Source organism: Vibrio sp. 2033 (genome assembly GCF_033339735.1).
Genome location: NZ_JAWOVC010000007.1, coordinates 200,978 through 219,621 on the forward strand (window position 1 = coordinate 200,978; position 18,644 = coordinate 219,621).

13 protein-coding genes and 2 pseudogenes are annotated in these 18,644 nt (G+C 44.6%); 6 read left to right on the forward strand and 9 right to left on the reverse strand.

The window, feature by feature from the left end:
• Window positions 1-10 precede the first annotated feature (10 nt).
• On the reverse strand, window positions 11-1,177 hold the full coding sequence (locus R7P74_RS12215) for a trypsin-like serine protease (RefSeq protein ID WP_318122870.1): 1,167 nt from the start codon (window positions 1,175-1,177) through the stop codon (window positions 11-13).
• A 312-nt stretch (window positions 1,178-1,489) separates the two neighbouring features.
• Between R7P74_RS12215 and R7P74_RS12220 the strand changes: the two genes are divergently transcribed.
• Window positions 1,490-1,939: a CBS domain-containing protein gene (locus R7P74_RS12220; protein WP_017820562.1), complete on the forward strand. Its 450-nt coding sequence runs from the start codon at window positions 1,490-1,492 to the stop codon at window positions 1,937-1,939.
• A 123-nt stretch (window positions 1,940-2,062) separates the two neighbouring features.
• On the opposite strand, the gene aceA is transcribed toward R7P74_RS12220, so the two are convergent.
• From aceA to R7P74_RS12235, 3 genes are all read right to left on the reverse strand, one after another.
• Window positions 2,063-3,376: an isocitrate lyase gene (aceA, locus tag R7P74_RS12225; RefSeq protein ID WP_005381733.1), complete on the reverse strand. Its 1,314-nt coding sequence runs from the start codon at window positions 3,374-3,376 to the stop codon at window positions 2,063-2,065.
• Between the two features lie 120 nt (window positions 3,377-3,496).
• Complete coding sequence (gene aceB / locus R7P74_RS12230) at window positions 3,497-5,125, reverse strand: malate synthase A (RefSeq protein ID WP_318122871.1); 1,629 nt, start codon at window positions 5,123-5,125, stop codon at window positions 3,497-3,499.
• Between the two features lie 606 nt (window positions 5,126-5,731).
• A complete protein-coding gene (locus tag R7P74_RS12235) occupies window positions 5,732-6,637 on the reverse strand; it encodes a hydrogen peroxide-inducible genes activator (protein WP_005383681.1) in 906 nt (301 codons plus the stop codon).
• 199 nt (window positions 6,638-6,836) lie between these two features.
• Here R7P74_RS12235 and R7P74_RS12240 point away from each other — a divergent pair, with 199 nt between their 5' ends.
• The 3 genes from R7P74_RS12240 to ppk2 all read left to right on the forward strand — a co-directional run bounded on the left by R7P74_RS12240 (window position 6,837) and on the right by ppk2 (window position 9,322).
• A complete protein-coding gene (locus R7P74_RS12240) occupies window positions 6,837-7,448 on the forward strand; it encodes a peroxiredoxin C (protein WP_005381738.1) in 612 nt (203 codons plus the stop codon).
• Window positions 7,449-7,731: 283 nt separating this feature from the next.
• A complete protein-coding gene (locus R7P74_RS12245) occupies window positions 7,732-8,475 on the forward strand; it encodes a copper homeostasis protein CutC (protein WP_443292734.1) in 744 nt (247 codons plus the stop codon).
• Between the two features lie 70 nt (window positions 8,476-8,545).
• On the forward strand, window positions 8,546-9,322 hold the full coding sequence (gene ppk2, locus R7P74_RS12250; protein WP_318122874.1) for a polyphosphate kinase 2: 777 nt from the start codon (window positions 8,546-8,548) through the stop codon (window positions 9,320-9,322).
• A 62-nt stretch (window positions 9,323-9,384) separates the two neighbouring features.
• Here ppk2 and phoU read toward each other — a convergent pair whose 3' ends face one another.
• From phoU to R7P74_RS12270, 5 genes and pseudogenes are all read right to left on the reverse strand, one after another.
• On the reverse strand, window positions 9,385-10,083 hold the full coding sequence (gene phoU / locus R7P74_RS12255) for a phosphate signaling complex protein PhoU (protein ID WP_005381744.1): 699 nt from the start codon (window positions 10,081-10,083) through the stop codon (window positions 9,385-9,387).
• Window positions 10,084-10,113: 30 nt separating this feature from the next.
• Window positions 10,114-10,932 carry a phosphate ABC transporter ATP-binding protein PstB gene (gene pstB, locus R7P74_RS12260; protein ID WP_005381745.1) on the reverse strand — a complete coding sequence of 273 codons (819 nt, stop codon included), beginning with the start codon at window positions 10,930-10,932 and terminating at the stop codon, window positions 10,114-10,116.
• Window positions 10,933-10,934: 2 nt separating this feature from the next.
• Window positions 10,935-12,311 (reverse strand): annotated as a pseudogene (gene pstA / locus R7P74_RS12265) (phosphate ABC transporter permease PstA); the annotation flags it as partial.
• 65 nt (window positions 12,312-12,376) lie between these two features.
• A pseudogene (locus R7P74_RS29925) lies at window positions 12,377-12,608 on the reverse strand (phosphate ABC transporter permease PstA); the annotation flags it as partial.
• Between the two features lie 30 nt (window positions 12,609-12,638).
• Window positions 12,639-14,843 carry an ABC transporter permease subunit gene (locus R7P74_RS12270; protein ID WP_318122876.1) on the reverse strand — a complete coding sequence of 735 codons (2,205 nt, stop codon included), beginning with the start codon at window positions 14,841-14,843 and terminating at the stop codon, window positions 12,639-12,641.
• A 207-nt stretch (window positions 14,844-15,050) separates the two neighbouring features.
• Between R7P74_RS12270 and ppk1 the strand changes: the two genes are divergently transcribed.
• Together ppk1 and ppx are read left to right on the forward strand one after the other, a co-directional pair.
• Entirely contained in the window at window positions 15,051-17,141 is a 2,091-nt protein-coding gene (ppk1, locus tag R7P74_RS12275; RefSeq protein ID WP_005381748.1) for a polyphosphate kinase 1, read from the forward strand.
• A complete protein-coding gene (gene ppx, locus R7P74_RS12280; protein ID WP_318122877.1) occupies window positions 17,125-18,630 on the forward strand; it encodes an exopolyphosphatase in 1,506 nt (501 codons plus the stop codon). Before ppk1 ends, ppx begins: the two co-directional genes overlap by 17 nt.
• Window positions 18,631-18,644: the final 14 nt, after the last annotated feature.

Sequence of the window (18,644 nt, forward strand, 5' to 3'; positions counted from 1 at the left end):
AATCGCCCTATCAAACCTCACGCTTTCGCCACAAGAATAACGGCACGAATAAACCCAATAACCAAAACCCTAGACTGCCACCTTCATCATCTGAGCCTTTGAAATCACAGTTATTGGTCGCAATGCCATCGTGACACTCTTTATTGTCACCACTTTCATTGTTAGCACTTTTGATAAAATTCGGCGCAACGATGTAACGACTTGGTGGCGCATCGGCAGTGATGTAAGACTGTACCCAGTCGTAATAGTGGCTCACCTTGGTGTAGAAACTTGGGATCGTCAAAGAGCCACACGTTGGTAGAATAAGGGGGCCGCCACTAACAATACCAATTTGTTTGCCGGTCGCCACATCGACCAACGGGCCACCACTGTCACCTTTACATGCAGAGTTGCCATATTGAGTATGGCTATCTGGCTCCAATACATGGTTTTGTGTTGGTAGCGTACAAATTTTGGTTTGGTTGTCTCTTGAATCAATGATCCCCGGAAAACTGCTGCCAATTTCTAAACGCTCATAACATTTGTCGATGGGTAAAAATGTGCTAATGGTGGTTTTGAGCGTATTAGAAGGTTCAGAAGCATCCGGCTGAGTAGCCCCCCATCCAAACACTTGCACATTTTCGACACGTTGATTGGTCAGGTAATTATCGTTCCAATCCGCCACCAAACGTGCTTCGATACTCTCCATGTCAACTTTACTCGCTAGGTCAGCAAAGCTCGCGTTTGCCACTGGGCGCGTGAGATACAGCAACGCGATGTCTGAATCTAAACCGGTTTGGATAGGTTTCACGTTGCCATTACTGTCGGTCTCAGCTTTTGAAATCCGGGTGTAATCCGGATGAACCACAATGTGAGACACCGGATAGAAGTTATCAAGCCCTGCAGAATTAAGTTCATACACATTCGCATTCACCGACAGCTCACCCGGCGGGGTCACATAGTAGGTTGCTTCATTGGTTCCTTGTCCCATCACCACACAGTGCGCCGCAGTCAGTACCCATTGCTCTGTCAGCATCGTTCCACCACACAGCGGAAACTCTGCCATATTACTTGCTCGCAAAGTAACGCGGTCAACAGGATCGGTTTGTTCATCTCCTAACACAATCGCCTGTGTTGATGGCACACTGAATGCCGCCACTGCCAGCGCAATAAGTTTGTTACACGTTGTTCGTTTCATCTAGGTCGCTGTCTTCAATTTGGTAAGCCTGGACGTATCTTCTTCGAGAGAAGAATCTTGGAAAATCCAGCGAATAAAAATGTGCGATTCAATTCATTGGATTACCTTGGGAACACATTCAATATCAACTAAAAATGCCAATTGACTCGCACACAAACCGACTTATTCAAATTAATAAAAACACCAATAAAACACAGATTACGCAGCCCATCAGCATTGTGCTATTTAATTGATGAAAAACGAGTTAGCTCCCAGATATACAGAAAAATATTCTCTATATTTAAGAGAAGGACAATGCCGCTGGAGGTCTCTATGATCAAGGTTGAAGACATGATGACTCGTAATCCTCATACCTTACTGCGCACGCACACCTTGCGTGATGCAAAAAGCATGATGGATGCGCTTGATATTCGACACATTCCGGTTGTTGATGCCAATAACCACTTACAAGGCTTGGTGACTCAACGCGACATTCTTGCTGCTCAAGAATCGAGCTTGCACCCAGATGAGGCTGAACAATCTTTTACTTTAGACACACCGCTCTACGAAATGATGCACACCAACATCATGACGGCAGAGCCGATCGCGGGGCTCAAAGAGAGCGCTATCTATATGCAAAAGCATAAAGTTGGCTGTCTACCTGTTGTCACCAAAGGTCGATTGGTCGGCATTATTACTGATAGTGACTTCGTGACGATTGCGATTAACTTATTGGAACTACAAGAAGAAGTGGAACCTGAAGAAATCGAGCAGGAAGAATAGTACGCAAGCGTATTCTCTTTGTTGTAAGTTTCGTTTTTACACCGGTTAAACGAAAAAAGAGCGGCAGGGTTGCCGCTCAAAATGCCATTACTGACGCTGATTAAGGAAGTGTTTCTCTGCCAATTAGAATTGGTCTTCTTCGGTCGAACCTGTCAATGCTGTCACTGAAGAGTTACCACCTTGGATAGTATTGGTCATTCTATCGAAGTAACCTGTACCTACTTCTTGTTGGTGCGCAACAAACGTATAACCTTTTTCAGCCGCTTGGAATTCAGGACGCTGAACTTTCTCAACATAATGACGCATACCTTCACCTTGAGCGTAAGCGTGTGCCAGTTCAAACATGTTGAACCACATGTTGTGAATGCCTGCTAGCGTGATGAATTGGTACTTGTAGCCCATGTCTGCAAGCTCTTGTTGGAACTTAGCAATGGTTTCTGCATCTAGGTTTTTCTCCCAGTTGAATGAAGGCGAGCAGTTGTACGCCAACAATTGATCTGGGTATTCAGCGTGAATTGCTTCTGCAAACTTACGTGCTTCTTCCAAACATGGCGTAGCCGTTTCACACCAAATCAAGTCTGCATATGGTGCGTAAGCCAGACCGCGAGAAATCGCTTGGTCGATACCCGCGCGAACGCGGTAGAAACCTTCTTGAGTACGCTCACCTTCAATAAAGTCTTTATCATATGGGTCGCAATCTGAAGTAATGAGATCCGCCGCATTCGCATCAGTACGAGCAATAACTAATGTTGTTGTACCCGCTACGTCAGCAGCCAAACGAGCTGCAACGAGCTTTTGTACCGCTTCTTGCGTAGGAACTAATACCTTACCACCCATATGACCACACTTTTTCACCGATGCTAACTGGTCTTCAAAGTGAACGCCCGCGGCACCGGCTTCGATCATCGATTTCATTAGTTCGTAAGCGTTAAGCACACCACCAAAGCCCGCTTCAGCATCCGCTACGATAGGTAGGAAGTAATCAATACCACCTTCATCTTCAGGCGTCTTACCAGCAGCCCACTGAATTTGGTCTGCACGACGGAATGAGTTGTTGATGCGTTTTACTACTGACGGTACAGAATCTACTGGGTAAAGAGATTGGTCTGGATACATCGTCGAGGCGGTGTTGTTATCCGCCGCTACCTGCCAGCCTGACAAGTAAATCGCTTCAATACCTGCTTTAGCTTGTTGAACCGCTTGACCACCCGTTAGCGCACCAAGACAGTTTACGTAACCTTTTTTCGCACTACCGTTGACCAGTGACCAAAGTTTGTCTGCACCACGTTGTGCAATTGTGTTTGCAGGCACCATAGAGCCACGCAGTTCCACCACTTCCTCGGCAGTGTAAGTACGCTTCACATTTTTCCAGCGTGGATTAGTTGCCCAGTCTTTTTCAAGAGCTTCAATTTGTTGGCGGCGAGTTAAGTTAGTCATTGGTCTATCCCTCTTTATAATTTGCACTTTATGCGTGTGCGTTGAGTTTCCGTTCTCAGGCAGTACTTCCCTATCTGCCTTGAAAATCCTTCACGTTATTGGTGTTACAGTTATTCTTTATTAATCCAGGTAGTCATAACCAGGAACTGTCAAAAAGTTGGTCAGTTCATCGCTCGTCGTGAGCCTTGCCATTAAGTCTGCTGCTTCTTCAAATCGACCCGCATGGTAGCGCTGCTCGCCAATTTCTTGCTTCACGACTTCAATCTCCTCTTTGAGATAGAGCTCGAACAGCTCTTTAGTGACCTTTAATCCGTTGTCTAGCGACTTGCCGTGTTGAATCCATTGCCAGATAGAGGCGCGTGAGATTTCTGCCGTTGCTGCGTCTTCCATCAGTCCGTAAATCGGCACACAACCATTGCCAGAAATCCAAGCTTCGATGTATTGCAGCGCAACGCGAATATTGTGGCGCATTCCGCCTTCAGTGCGCTCGCCTTCACAAGGCTCAAGCAGTTCAGCTGCTGTAATAGGCTCATCCTCTGCACGGCTCACATCCAACTGGTTGGTGCGTTCACCCAGCACAGCACTAAAGACTTCCATAGCAGTGTCAGCCAAACCTGGATGAGCCACCCAAGTACCGTCGTGGCCGTTGTGAGCTTCTAACGATTTGTCAGTCTGGATCTTGTCTAATACTTTTTGATTCTCTTTCGGGTCTTTAGCTGGGATAAATGCGGCCATTCCTCCCATCGCGAAAGCACCTCGTTTATGGCAAGTACGTACCAATAATCGCGAGTAAGCGTTTAAGAATGGCTTGTCCATCGTTACCACTTGACGATCTGGCAGTACTCGGTCTGAGTGTTTTTTCAATGTTTTGATATAGCTAAAGATGTAATCCCAGCGACCACAGTTCAAACCAACGATGTGTTCTTTAAGCGAGAACAGAATCTCGTCCATTTCGAATACCGCTGGTAAGGTTTCAATCAGCACAGTCGCTTTGATGGTGCCTGTATCCAAACCGAAATAGTCTTCCGTGAAATGGAACACTTCGCTCCACCACTTCGCTTCGTGATGCGATTGCAGTTTTGGAAGGTAGAAATAAGGGCCGCTGCCTTTTTGAAGTAACGCTTTGTAGTTGTTATAGAAATACAGAGCGAAATCGAATAGCGCACCTGGAATGATCTGACCGTGCCACGTAACGTGTTTTTCTTTTAAATGAAGGCCGCGAACACGGCAGATCAACACCGCTGGGTCATCTTCCAGCTGATAATGTTTGCCATTGCCAGGATTGGTGTAACTGATGGTGCCATTAACAGCATCGCGCAAGTTAATTTGACCATCTAGCACTTTACTCCATGCAGGAGACATTGAATCTTCGAAGTCTGCCATGAACACTTTTACATTCGCATTCAGTGCGTTAATCACCATCTTGCGGTCAGTTGGTCCGGTAATCTCCACACGGCGATCTTGCAGATCTTGTGGGATTCCTAGGATCTTCCAACTTCCTTCACGGATGTCTTGTGTCTCTGGTAGAAAATCTGGTAGCTCACCAGCATCAATACGTGCTTGCTTCTCTTCTCTTGCTTCCAGCAACTGTTCAACACGTCCGGCAAATTTTTCACACAGTAGAGATAAAAAGGTTTGGGCTTCAACAGGGAAAATTGCTTGATGTTCTGGAGCAACGACTCCATTCACCTCAAGCATGCCTTGGGTTTGCTTTAGTTGTTGTGTTTTTTGTTCTGTCTGAGCAAGCATAATCATTCATCCTTAACGTGCTTTATCAATCTTGGGCAGTCAGCGTAAAGCTACATTTGTAAGTTATGAACAACAAATTACATCCTTTAACTTTGTGTTCAACTCGTATAGCCATGTCGATAGATTGCGTAATGCTACGTGTATTTTCAATCTAGACATAAGTCGTATCGGCCTTTAAATAAGCTATATCAACAAGGGGTTTAGTGAAACCCCCAATATAAATAAAACAGAAAATTCAAAGTTTTATTCCGCAAGGTAAAAACCATCTATCAAGCGCCTTATTTTGTAAGTTATTACGTAATAAAATTACATTAAATTTAAAGTCGTTTTATCATTTCAAACAAGCGTATGAATATAGACTGGTAAACAAACACCTTGTATTCACAAGGGCTGAAGAGATGTATTTAAACAGGGGTCAAACAAGGTATGCAGGGCTTTGTGTAAAATTAACATTGTGAAATTTCACTATTTTATGAAAGCTTCATCAAAGAAGAGCTGTAAAATTTTACAAGTCAAAGTTTACCAACAGAATAAAATACTAGAAAGCGCACTGTTTCCAGTGCGCTTTTAGATAAATAATGGAGAAGTAAGGGCTAATACTAATAGCTAAAGCAGCTCTGAAACGACTTCTGCAAGTTGATTAAATGTTTTCGTTCTTGACGAGCTCGGACGCCAAACTAAGCCGATTTCGCGATAAGCTTGTTTACCAGGAGGATCGATCACGACTAAATTCTGGTTATGCAGCAAGCCATGGTCGATAGCCATTTGAGGAATGAACGTTGTTCCCAAACCATTCGCAACCATTTGCACCAGTGTATGGAGGCTGGTTGCCGTAAACGGATTGATTTTTTCTTTGTCTGTTAATTTACACGCTGATACCGCATGTTCCGTTAAGCAATGTTCTTTCTCTAGTAGAAAGACGGATTCGTCAGGTAAATCCGCGTAACGAATCGGCACAGGGACCGATTGGGCTTGATTAGCGCTTATAACCATTCGAAACGGATCCTTACCCACTACTCGGCTTTCCATCCCATCAATTTCGACTGGTAACGCTAAAATAAGCACATCCAGCTCACCATGTCTGAGCGCTTGAAGTAAGTTTGTCGTCGTGTCTTCTCTTAATAAAAGATTCAGTTGTGGAAAACGGTAGTTCACCTCTTGTACCAAATCACACAGTAAAAACGGAGCAATTGTTGGTATACATCCTACTTTTAGCTGGCCTTGCATATCGTCGCCTTGGCACATACGTCCAAGCTCGACCAAATCTTGCCCTTTTGCTAACAGCTCTCGCCCCTGCTTTACTACCATTTCTCCTGTTTGGGTAAAAACCAGTGGACTTTTCTTATCTTTCTTTTCATATAAGGGACAACCAATCAATTCCTCTAAGTTTTGAATACCCTTACTTAAAGTCGACTGACTGACAAAACAACGCTCTGCAGCGTCACTAAAATGTCTTGTTTCATGCAGTGTGACTAAATAGTGTAACTGCTTCAAACTGGGCCATTTATTCATAACTGTATTTGTATCTACCGCCGTTCCAGTGATCGAGTTAAGAGTTTTGTTATTATCGTTTTTTTCGATTAACTCAATCTATTTATTTCGCTTTTTTCAATACTACAATCTGTACTATAGTTTGTCTCGTACAAACACGAACCAAACCGACACAACTGAATTCGGTTTGGAGCTAATCATACTTTTTAGGAGCAAAAAAATGGTACTAGTAGGTCGTCAAGCCCCTGATTTTACTGCAGCAGCTGTTCTAGGTAACGGTGAAATCGTTGAAAACTTCAACTTTGCAGAGTTCACTAAAGGTAAGAAAGCAGTAGTATTCTTCTACCCACTAGATTTCACTTTCGTTTGCCCATCTGAGCTAATCGCATTCGACAACCGTCTAGCTGACTTCCAAGCTAAAGGTGTTGAAGTAATCGGTGTTTCTATCGATTCTCAGTTCTCTCACAACGCATGGCGTAACACTGCTATCGAAGATGGCGGTATCGGTCAAGTTAAGTACCCACTAGTTGCTGACGTTAAGCACGAAATCTGTAAAGCTTACGACGTTGAGCACCCAGAAGCAGGCGTTGCTTTCCGTGGTTCTTTCCTAATCGACGAAGAAGGCGTTGTACGTCACCAAGTAGTTAACGACCTACCACTAGGCCGTAACATCGACGAAATGCTACGCATGGTTGACGCTCTTAACTTCCACCAGAAGCACGGCGAAGTATGTCCTGCACAATGGGAAGAAGGTAAAGCAGGTATGGACGCATCTCCAAAAGGTGTTGCAGCGTTCCTATCTGAGCACGCAGCTGACCTAGGCAAAAAATAATAGACCTTCACCCTAGCTCAACGGGTGTGATGGTTGGATGTATATAAAGCAATAAGCTAATGCGGAAAACCGCAAACGCCAATCAGTCTAAGTAAAGTCCTATCAAAGCCCAGAGCCTCTGCTCTGGGCTTTCTTTTTCCTTCAGATAAACCGCCAAAATGAGGTAACGCTTTAGCGTAAACTTTACCTCTATTTATCATCTCCTCCATACAGATTCTGCTTACTGGCCCTGTTAATATCTTAGCCACAACACTTATTTGTAACGTTAGCAGGATGAATGAACGTGGTTACTCACCTAGAAGTCTGTATTGATAATATTGAATCTCTGCACTACGCCATTGCTGGCGGCGCCACTCGGATTGAACTTTGCTCCTCTTTGGCTTTAGGCGGACTAACACCCAGTTATGGTTTTATGCAGCAAGCGGCTAAGCTTTCGAGTGTTCCAGTTTATGCCATGATCCGTCCACGCCAAGGTGACTTCTTCTACAATGAAGAAGAGATCGAAATGATGCGTTGGGATATTGAAGCAGCTCACCAATCAGGCTTGAGCGGTGTCGTGTTCGGCGTGCTCACTCAAGACGGTGATATTCATATGCCTTACGCGGCTGCGCTGTGTGAATTTGCTCAAGCGCTTGGCTTAGGCGTGACCTTCCATCGTTCCTTTGACCAATGTCGTGACGCTGAAAAAGCTTTGGAAGAAGTGATCAGCTTAGGTTGCGAACGTATTTTAACCTCCGGTCTTGCGCCTTCAGCACCACAAGGGATCGATGTGCTTAAAGCTTTGGTTAAGCAAGCCCAAGGACGCATAGCAATCATGGCGGGTGCTGGCGTTAATGCGAGTAACGTACGTGCGTTAGTAGAAGACACTCAAGTTCCTGAAATCCATCTGTCAGGCAAAACCACACGCCCTAGCCAAATGACCTTTGTTGCTGAACAAAGCAAAATGGGCGCATCCGATGTCGATGATTTTTTAATCCCCATCACAAGTACACAAGCCATTACCGATGTCGTAGCAGCTCTCAAATAGACCACCGTAACCTCACGCGCATAGCTTTTGAGTGCTAACATATTGTTTATCAAGGAGTGAGGAAAGGTGTATGTCTAAATTGAAGAAAAAGGAATACGAAAAGGAGCTCAAAAACCTTCAAGTTGAGCTCGTAAAACTTCAAGAGTGGGTCAAACACAAAGGGTTAAAGGTAGTGGTTTTGTTTGAAGGACGTGATGCTGCGGGCAAAGGCGGAGTGATAAAGCGAATTACAGAAAAGCTAAACCCGCGTGTTTGTCGCGTGGTCGCTCTGCCTGCACCGACAGAAAAAGAAAAAACGCAATGGTACTTCCAACGTTACGTCGCTCATTTACCATCTGCTGGTGAAATCGTTTTATTTGACCGAAGTTGGTATAACCGAGCGGGTGTCGAAAAAGTCATGGGGTTCTGTACGCCTGATGAATACGAAGAGTTTTTACGCTCTTGTCCTGAATTCGAAAGAATGTTGCAACGCTCTGGGATTATTCTGATTAAGTATTGGTTTTCGGTTTCAGACGAAGAGCAGGAAAAACGTTTTCTAGGTCGAATTAATACGCCGATCAAACGTTGGAAATTCAGCCCAATGGATTTGGAGTCACGTCATCGCTGGGCGGAGTATTCGGAAGCAAAAGATAAGATGTTTGCCTATACAGACACGAAAAACTGCCCTTGGTGGGTCATCCCTTCTGATGACAAAAAGAAAGCGCGCTTGAACTGTATCAGTCATTTACTAAGCCAGATTGATTACAAAGCACTTGAGTACTCACCCATCGAATTACCTGAACTCAATAAAGAAGGTTACGTCAGAGCGCCCATTGATGATCAGACCTTCGTTCCTGATAAGTATTAACGTGCTTTCCTTCTCTCTAATAAATAGGCCAGCCTAAAAGCTGGTCTATTTGTTGAAGTCAGTTACTTCAGTACGTCATCAATACTTTGATCACCTAGGTGGCGTACATCTTTCCCTTTCACAAAGTAAATAATGTATTCACAGATGTTCTGGCAGCGGTCCCCCACGCGTTCAATCGCGCGTGCCGACCACATCACTTGCAGAATATTAGGGATATTTTTTGGATCTTCCATCATGTAAGTCATCAACTGACGAATCACCGCTTCATACTCGGCGTCTAGTTTGTCATCTTGTTTGTGCACCTCTGCTGCCGCTTCTACATCCATACGGGCAAACGCGTCTAAAACCTGATGCAGCATATTAATTGCCTGACGGCAGAGAGGCTCTAACGACACTTGGAATTGTCGTTCTTTTGATGATGGGCTTTCAATGGCAACGTAAGCAATGCGTGTCGCCACGTCACCGATACGTTCTAAATCAGTGATCGTTTTGATGATAGCCATAATTAAGCGCAAGTCTTTTGCCGTTGGCTGACGCTTAGCAATAATGCGTGTACAAGCGTCATCGATCGAGACTTCCATCGCATTCACTTTATGATCGTCACGCACAACCTTACGCGCCAGTTCGATGTCTTCTTTATGCAAGGCTTGAATAGCATACGAAAGCTGCTGTTCTACCAAGCCCCCCATGGTTAATACATGAGTACGAATCGATTCTAGCTCTACGTTAAATTGTCCTGAAATATGACGTCCAAAGTGCATGATGTTCCTTATTCCGTATAGAGTCGCGACTTAACCGTAGCGACCCGTAATGTAATCTTCGGTCTGTTTCTTCATTGGCGAAGTGAAGATCGAGTCCGCGTCAGAGTATTCAATTAACTTACCCATATGAATGAATGCAGTATGATCGCTCACTCTCGCCGCTTGTTGCATGTTATGGGTAACGATAACGACAGTATATTGAGTCTTCAGCTCATTGATAAGCTCTTCAATAGTTAAAGTTGAGATTGGATCCAACGCTGATGTTGGCTCGTCCAATAACAGGACTTCCGGCTCAATCGCCACCGCGCGCGCAATGACCAAGCGCTGTTGCTGCCCCCCAGATAAGCCAAATGCGTTCTCATGCAAGCGGTCTTTTACCTCATCCCACAACGCCGCCGAGCGCAAGGATCGCTCCACTGCGTCATCTAAACTGCGGCTGTTTTTTACACCTTGTAAGCGTAAGCCATAAACTACGTTTTCATAAATAGACTTAGGAAATGGATTAGGTCTTTGAAACACCATCCCCACTCGGCGTCGAAGTGTCGCAACATCGACATTAGGATGATAAACATTCTTGCCATGGAGACGCACTTTACCTGTGACTCGACACCCTTCCACTAAGTCGTTCATGCGATTGATGCAACGTAATAACGTCGACTTTCCACACCCTGAAGGACCGATAAAAGCGGTGACTCGCCCTTTGGGAATTCGCATCGAAATATCATGCAGCGCCTGAGTTTGACCATAGAACAGATTAAGGTTCTCGATTGAGATGGCTGTTTGTTCATCCGTTAAATTATGAACATCCAATGGTGGCTCATAACCTAATGTACTATCAAAATTAAACATACTTAATCTTGTCCTAACGTTCTGTATTTTTCTCGTAAATTATTGCGAATACTGATTGCTGTTAAGTTTAGCCCGACAATCACTGTCACGAGTAAGAAAGAGGTGGCATAAACTAATGGTCGCGCCGCTTCGATGTTGGAGGTCTGAAAGCCAACATCGTAAATGTGAAAACCTAAATGCATGAACTTTCTATCCAAATGCACATAAGGGAATTGTCCGTCAACCGGTAAACTGGATGCCAATTTCACGACCCCCACCAGCATCAGTGGCGCTACTTCGCCAGCTGCACGCGCAATCGCAAGGATCAAACCTGTGATAATAGCTGGCGTCGCCATAGGCAAAACCACGCGCCATAGCGTTTCGAACTGAGTTGCACCAAGTGCCAGAGAGCCATGTCGTACGGAGCTCGGAATTCGAGTTAAACCTTCTTCTGTCGTCACAATCACAACTGGAAGCGTCAGCACGGCAAGAGTTAGTGCTGACCATAACAAACCCGGCGTACCAAAGGTTGGTGCCGGTAGCTTCTCCGCATAGAATACGTTGTCGATAGAGGCACCAATCGTATAAACGAAGAAACCTAAACCAAACACGCCATAAACAATCGATGGAACACCCGCTAGGTTTATAACCGCAATACGAATAACTCTGGTTAGAGCGTTATTCTTAGCATATTCATGTAGATAGATAGCGGCGATCACCCCAAGTGGCATCACAATGATCGACATAATGAGTACTAAGAAAACCGTACCAAATATCGCAGGGAACACGCCTCCTTCGGAGTTAGACTCTCTTGGATCTTCAGATAAAAACTTCCAAACCTGTTTTCCCCAATGCATGACTTTATCAGGCAGTGACATTTGGTTTGGATACCAGTAGTCCAAAATGTCTTCGAGCGGAATCGATACTTGTGACCCCGTCATATCCTCGACAATCAAGGCATAGTCAGAGAGCTGAAGTCGTAAACCATCAAGTTGCAAATCTAACGTCGCAAGCGCTTTTTCTATCTGCTCTTTTTTCGTCTGGTTTTCGTTTAAGAAGCTTTCTGTCAGCGTGTCATTCAATTCATGCTTGCGCTTTTCTAATCGCAACTGCTCTAGCTTCCAACCAAGCTCTTTAAGCTGATCGACCACCAAAGAATCAATCTCATGGCGCAGAGTTTCTGCATCATCAAGCTTTTTATTTAGTACCGATTGAATATCACTGGTGTATATATTATCACCATCTTGAAACGCCACCAGCTTACCAAAGAAATAACCACCGCTACTGCGCTCTATCACCGCCCACTCTTTTGGCATCGTGGGCTCATCCAACTGCATTTGCAATACGGAGATAAAATCGGCGGGATACAACTCTCGGTTAGCGATTTTGATACTGAGTCGCGTGGCAAAATCTTCATCGTCTTCTAACTGTTGTGCTGCGCTTTCAGGCAAATAACTCTTCGGTACAAAGCTGCGCTCATACACTTGACCAATCAGAATAGTATTTTCATGTAGCACTTCGCCTTGTACAGGAGTCAGCGCTGCAACATTCCACTGATACAAAGGCGCTGGCCAAAAGTAAGTCAGGCCTTTCCAGCCGATAAGGAGTAACAACCCTAATACCGACAACAAACTGATGCTGACTGCACCGCCTGTTAGCCATATCCACGGTGCGCCAGAACGAATCCAATTTAACACGTTATTACTCGCTCTTTATTCAAACCATTATTACAACGCACGGTACTTATCTCTCAGTCTCTGACGAACCCACTCCGCAAGCGCGTTTACTGCAAACGTAAACACAAATAAAATCAATGCAGCTAGGAACAGCAGGCGATAATGCGAACTTCCAACTTCCGACTCTGGCAACTCAACGGCGATGGTCGCCGACAGGCTGCGCAATCCTTCCAAAATATTCCAATCCATTAATGGCGTATTGCCCGTTGCCATTAACACAATCATGGTTTCGCCAACAGCGCGTCCCAGGCCCATCATAATGGCAGAAAAAATACCTGGGCTTGCAGTAAGCAAGACAACATAGATTAAAGTTTGCCAAGGCGTGGCCCCTAATGCCAAAGAGCCATCCGATAAATGCTTCGGTACAGAGAAAATGGCATCTTCGGCAATGGTAAAAATCGTCGGGATAACAGCAAACCCCATCGCTAACCCCACCACCAATGCATTGCGTTGATCGTAACCAATACCATGCTCGGTTAAGAATAAGCGCATATCGCCACCAAAGAACGTCTGCTCAATCGTAGGCGAAATCCACACTCCAAGCCCAATCAGTACCAATATGACAGGCATGAGCACTAAAGCATGCCAACCATTAGGCAGACGATTCCGCAAAGGTTGCGGTATTAATGCCCATAGCCCGCCCATAATCATGGTGCTCAAGGGCAAAACAAACAGCATAACGACGATCGTAATCAGGTGATCTTCGACAATAGGCGCGAACCACAATCCCGCGAGGAAACCAATGATCACCGTCGGCAGTGCTTCCATTAGCTCAATCGACGGTTTTACGACACGACGCATGCGTGGCGACATAAAGTAAGCCGTATAAATAGCACCTAGCACTGCGAGCGGTACTGAAAACAGCATCGCAAACATCGCCGCTTTTATCGTTCCAAACGCAATAGGTACTAGGCTGAACTTAGCCTCAAAGTTATCGCTCGCCGAAGTCGATTGCCACACAAATTCAGGCTCAGGATACCCTTCGTACCACACTTCTTGCCATAATGAAGACAATGAAATTTCCGGATAGGCATTGTCCACTTCCGCAACATTTAACGCATTATTTTGCCAAGTGATTAAGTAGCGTTCATTGTTAGACATTGCTGCGATTGCGGGCGCTTGATTGTACGCACGCTTAAACAACACCAGTTTTTCACTGGTTGTATAATGGCTTTGCAACGTGCCGTTGGTGTAAAAGCTATAAAATCCTTTTCGATGAGAATCCGGCAACAAATACTTAAGCTCTGATGCCAATTTAAAATCACGAATATGCGTTAACGTGCGTTTTTCTTCTTGCAGCGTATCAAACCATTGCGACACCCGACCATCGTTGTGCGTCACCAAAAGCGAGTAAGCACCAGCCAATAAGTCTATCGTACGAACGGAATGCTTCTTATCACCTTGAGTGAGATCGACCACCTCTCGCACAGCAAATTTACGTGCGGTTTTCTTTAACACGATCAACTCAGAGCCATCGCGCAAATAAAGCGTTTCACCGTCAGGTGTCAACAACATTTGCTGAGGCGTATTAAAGCCTGAAGAGAACGTAAAATCGACCGTTGTAGGAGACGTACCCAAAGACGAAGCCACTTGCCAGCGAGCTTTCACTTCACCGCTTTGCGTCTGCCAAACAACCGTTGGTAAGGGCGTCGAAGCTGCAAATACAAACTGAGTCACAGGATCTTGAGGCGTACTTAGTGTCAGATCCATGCTGGTGTCTAGCTCAATCACTTCCGGAGGACGTGTATTTTCTCTCAATGTGGCATTAAATTCTGGCTTGAAAAGGTTCGCTTTACCCTGCCCATCAACAAATCCATACCAACCTAGCCCAGGAGCAGATTGAGAGAAAGCGACGGGTTTCTGGACGATTTGCTGTTTATACACCGCAGGTTTCGTAGGATCGTCCATCGACAAATATTGAATCTCACCACTTTGGGTTAGAACGAACGCGAGCTGAGCGTAATCATCCACTGAAATCGCAAGTGGTGTTTCAATATGAGTGGCTCGAATGGCTTGGTTGGTTTTGATCTCCGCATCAGAAAAAAGCGGAATGATCACCATGGCGAGGTAGACAAAGATCAAAATAAGCGCCGCGAGTACGCCGACACCACCGGATGTCACTGCAAGTCGAACTAAACGATCTTTTATCAGTCGTTTCTTATCTTTTTCCTGCAATGAAAACTCGGCTTGTGCCATTTAAATCTCTACCTTTTTTGACTTAGTACTAGAATATGTCGTTAAGATGACAATTATATTACAGATCACATTAAACACCTGAAAAGAATACAACTCTTATGCAATGCGTGGTATGAAATAAATCTGTAATGAAAATCTCATAATGTTCTCACTCATCCATTTTTCCAAGATGAGTACGTAATACTTCACTTTTGGCTAGGTAAGGTTATGAGCGCAGAAAAACTATATATAGAAAAAGAACTGAGTTGGTTGTCTTTCAACGAACGAGTATTACAAGAAGCTGCCGATAAAACCGTCCCTTTGATCGAACGTATTCGCTTTCTTGGGATCTTTTCCAACAATTTAGATGAATTTTACAAAGTACGCTTTGCGGACGTGAAGCGCAGAATCCTAATCAGCCAAGAGCGCGGTGGCAGTGATAGCCCTAAACGACTGTTAACCAAAATGCAGTCGAAAGCACTAAAGCTTAACGAACAATTTGATGAGCTTTACAGCGAATTGATTCGAGAAATGGCACGACGTCGCATTTTCTTGGTCAACGAACAACAACTGGATGAATCGCAACAAAAGTGGATCGCAAAATACTTCCGTAGAGAGGTAATGCCGCATATCACTCCCCTCCTAATGAAAGACGAGATCGATGTTCTGCAATTTCTCAAAGACGAGTACGCTTACATCGCCGTAGAACTGCGTAAAGAAGAACATTACCAGTACGCTCTGATCGAAATTCCGACCGATCACCTTCCCCGCTTTGTGATGGTACCAGAACAGAAAGGAAAGCGTCGAAAAACCATCATCTTACTTGATAATATTATCCGCCACTGTTTGGACGAGCTGTTCAAAGGCTTTTTTGATTATGATGAGCTTAGCGGCTATGCGATGAAAATGACGCGTGACGCTGAATACGATTTACGCAATGAAATCGAGTACAGCTTGCTTGAACAAATGTCAGAGGGTGTCAATCAGCGACTGACAGCAAAGCCCGTTCGCTTCGTCTACGAACGCGATATGCCGCCTCAAATGTTAGAGTTTCTGTGTAACAAACTTAATATCTCTAACTACGATAACCTTATCCCCGGCGGACGCTATCACAACTTTAAAGACTTCATCGGCTTTCCAAATGTTGGACGAGAATATCTTGAAAATAAACCTCTCCCGCCAATGAAATGTGCCGATTTCGAAGGTTATGCCAACAGCTTTGACGCGATTAAAGCGAAAGATATTCTGCTCTATTATCCCTACCACACTTTTGACCATATTAGTGAGTTAGTGCGCCAAGCCTCCTTCGATCCCAAAGTACTTAGTATCAAGATTAACATTTATCGCGTCGCGAAAGATTCTCGCTTGATGAACTCTTTAATTGATGCGGTGCACAACGGCAAAAATGTCACTGTGGTCGTCGAACTGCAAGCTCGCTTTGATGAAGAAGCCAATATCGAATGGTCAAAAGTATTAACCGAAGCGGGTGTGCACGTCATCTTTGGTGCGCCTGGTCTTAAGATTCACTCAAAGCTACTGATGATTAGCCGCCGCGAAGGTGAAGAAATTATTCGCTACGCACACATCGGCACAGGCAACTTCCATGAGAAGACGGCACGAATTTATACCGACTTCTCCCTGCTTACGGCAGATCAAGAAATCACTAATGAAGTCCGTAATGTCTTCGGTTACATTGAGAATCCATACCGACCAGTGAAGTTCAATCACCTTATGGTATCTCCTCGTAATTCTCGAACCCAAATCTACCGCTTAATTGATAATGAAATTGCGAATGCCAAGCTAGGGAAAAAAGCCGCTCTTACGATCAAGGTCAATAACCTAGTCGATAAAGGCATCGTCAATAAGCTTTATGGAGCAAGTACTTCCGGTGTAAAAATAAACATGATCATTCGAGGTATGTGCTCATTAGTACCGGGCATTGAGGGGATCAGCGACAATATTCGCATCATCAGTATTGTTGACCGCTTTCTTGAGCACCCTCGCGTGGTGATCACCCACAATGATGGCGATCCGCAAGTTTATATCTCCTCCGCAGACTGGATGACAAGAAATATTGATCACCGTATCGAGGTAGCAGTACCAGTCCGTGATCCACGTTTGAAACAGAGAATTATTGATATAACGAATATCCATTTTACCGATACAGTAAAGGCTCGTTTGATAGATAAAGAAATGAGTAACGCTTACGTACCACGAGGTAATCGCAAAAAAGTTCGCTCTCAAATCGCTATCTATGACTATCTTAAAAATATAGAAAAGCAAACTAGAAAACAAAATTCAGATGCCTCAAATACTTGAACAAGATACTCGCTACATTGCCGCGATAGACCTCGGCTCAAACAGTTTCCATATGGTGGTGGCCAAAGTTGTCGGCAGTGACCTACAACTGGTTAGTCGTCATAAACAACGTGTTCGCTTAGCATCAGGACTCGACAGTGAATTGAACTTAAGTCACGCCGCAATGGAGCGTGCGCTAGAATGCTTAGCCATGTTCGCTGAGAGGCTGCAAGGGCTTGATGAGTCAAATGTACGTATCGCCGCCACACACACACTAAGACGCGCTAAAAATGCCCACCTTTTCATCGAGCGTGCGAAAGAAGTGATGCCTTTCCCAATAGAAATTATCCCTGGAGAAGAAGAAGCCCGCCTGATTTACTTAGGCGTCGCGCACACTCAAGTAGAATCCAACTCCAAACTAGTCATCGATATCGGAGGCGGCAGTACCGAGATGATTATTGGACAAGAATTTGAGCCTGAGCTTCTCAACAGTAAACAGATGGGATGCGTCAGTTTTACAGAGCAATACTTTAAAAACGGCAAACTGTCAGGAAAAAACTTCAGCAAGGCGATGTTAGCTGCCGAACAAAAACTCGAGTCCATCGCTTCAACATATCGTAAAAAGGGCTGGGATATTGCTCTCGGCTCATCAGGAACCATCAAAGCGATTCAAGAAGTGCTAGTAGGATTAGGTTTTGAAGATGGCCTGATCACAGCGAGTCGACTGGATACACTTATCGAAACTCTGTGTAAATTTGATTCAATTGAAGATATTGAGCTGACGGGTCTAACAGAAGAACGTAAACCCGTATTCGCAGCAGGCGTAGCGATTTTGTCCGCGATTTTCAAAGCGCTTCGCATTGAGCAAATGTTTTTCTCCGATGGTGCTCTACGCGAAGGCCTGTTGTACGAAATGGAAGAACGTTTCGCACGCTCCGATATTCGCATGCGCACCACAGAAAATTTAGCCAACAAGCACCGAGTCGACTTAGAGCATGCCGCTCGTGTTAAGGGGCATGCACGTGAGATGTTATGTCAGGTACGCTCTGAACTAGGCATTAAGAAAAAGAGTGAGTTATTTGACTTACTAGAATGGGCAGCGTTGCTTCATGAAGTCGGATTAAGTATCAACTTGCGTAGTTTCCATCGCCACTCTTTTTATATTCTGTTGCACTCCACCCTACAAGGTTTCAACCGTGAGCAGCAATTAGTGCTTGCAACATTAGCTCGCTTCCAGCGTAAAGCGCTCAAATTGCAAGAACTACCAGATTTCAACCTCTATAAACAGAGTGACGTTATAAGCCTCATCAAAATATTACGACTTTCTATCGTATTAAATGGGCAGCGTAATGAAGATCCATTGCCTGATATCACCTTATCTATCAAAAATGGCGAATGGATTCTCACATGCACAGATGAAGCATGGCTAGAAAACAATAAATTACTTCACGCGGATTTACAGGAAGAACAAGAACGTTGGGACAGCGCGAAGTGGACACTCACTTTCTGATCTCGTACTGCCCA

What these genes read in the sequence shown, in the direction of transcription:
- R7P74_RS12215 (WP_318122870.1), bottom strand. Translation starts at nt 1,177, where the DNA reads ATGAAACGAACAACGTGTAACAAACTTATTGCGCTGGCAGTGGCGGCA.
- R7P74_RS12220 (WP_017820562.1), top strand. Translation starts at nt 1,490, where the DNA reads ATGATCAAGGTTGAAGACATGATGACTCGTAATCCTCATACCTTACTG.
- aceA (WP_005381733.1), bottom strand. Translation starts at nt 3,376, where the DNA reads ATGACTAACTTAACTCGCCGCCAACAAATTGAAGCTCTTGAAAAAGAC.
- aceB (WP_318122871.1), bottom strand. Translation starts at nt 5,125, where the DNA reads ATGCTTGCTCAGACAGAACAAAAAACACAACAACTAAAGCAAACCCAA.
- R7P74_RS12235 (WP_005383681.1), bottom strand. Translation starts at nt 6,637, where the DNA reads ATGAATAAATGGCCCAGTTTGAAGCAGTTACACTATTTAGTCACACTG.
- R7P74_RS12240 (WP_005381738.1), top strand. Translation starts at nt 6,837, where the DNA reads ATGGTACTAGTAGGTCGTCAAGCCCCTGATTTTACTGCAGCAGCTGTT.
- ppk2 (WP_318122874.1), top strand. Translation starts at nt 8,546, where the DNA reads ATGTCTAAATTGAAGAAAAAGGAATACGAAAAGGAGCTCAAAAACCTT.
- phoU (WP_005381744.1), bottom strand. Translation starts at nt 10,083, where the DNA reads ATGCACTTTGGACGTCATATTTCAGGACAATTTAACGTAGAGCTAGAA.
- pstB (WP_005381745.1), bottom strand. Translation starts at nt 10,932, where the DNA reads ATGTTTAATTTTGATAGTACATTAGGTTATGAGCCACCATTGGATGTT.
- R7P74_RS12270 (WP_318122876.1), bottom strand. Translation starts at nt 14,843, where the DNA reads ATGGCACAAGCCGAGTTTTCATTGCAGGAAAAAGATAAGAAACGACTG.
- ppk1 (WP_005381748.1), top strand. Translation starts at nt 15,051, where the DNA reads ATGAGCGCAGAAAAACTATATATAGAAAAAGAACTGAGTTGGTTGTCT.
- ppx (WP_318122877.1), top strand. Translation starts at nt 17,125, where the DNA reads ATGCCTCAAATACTTGAACAAGATACTCGCTACATTGCCGCGATAGAC.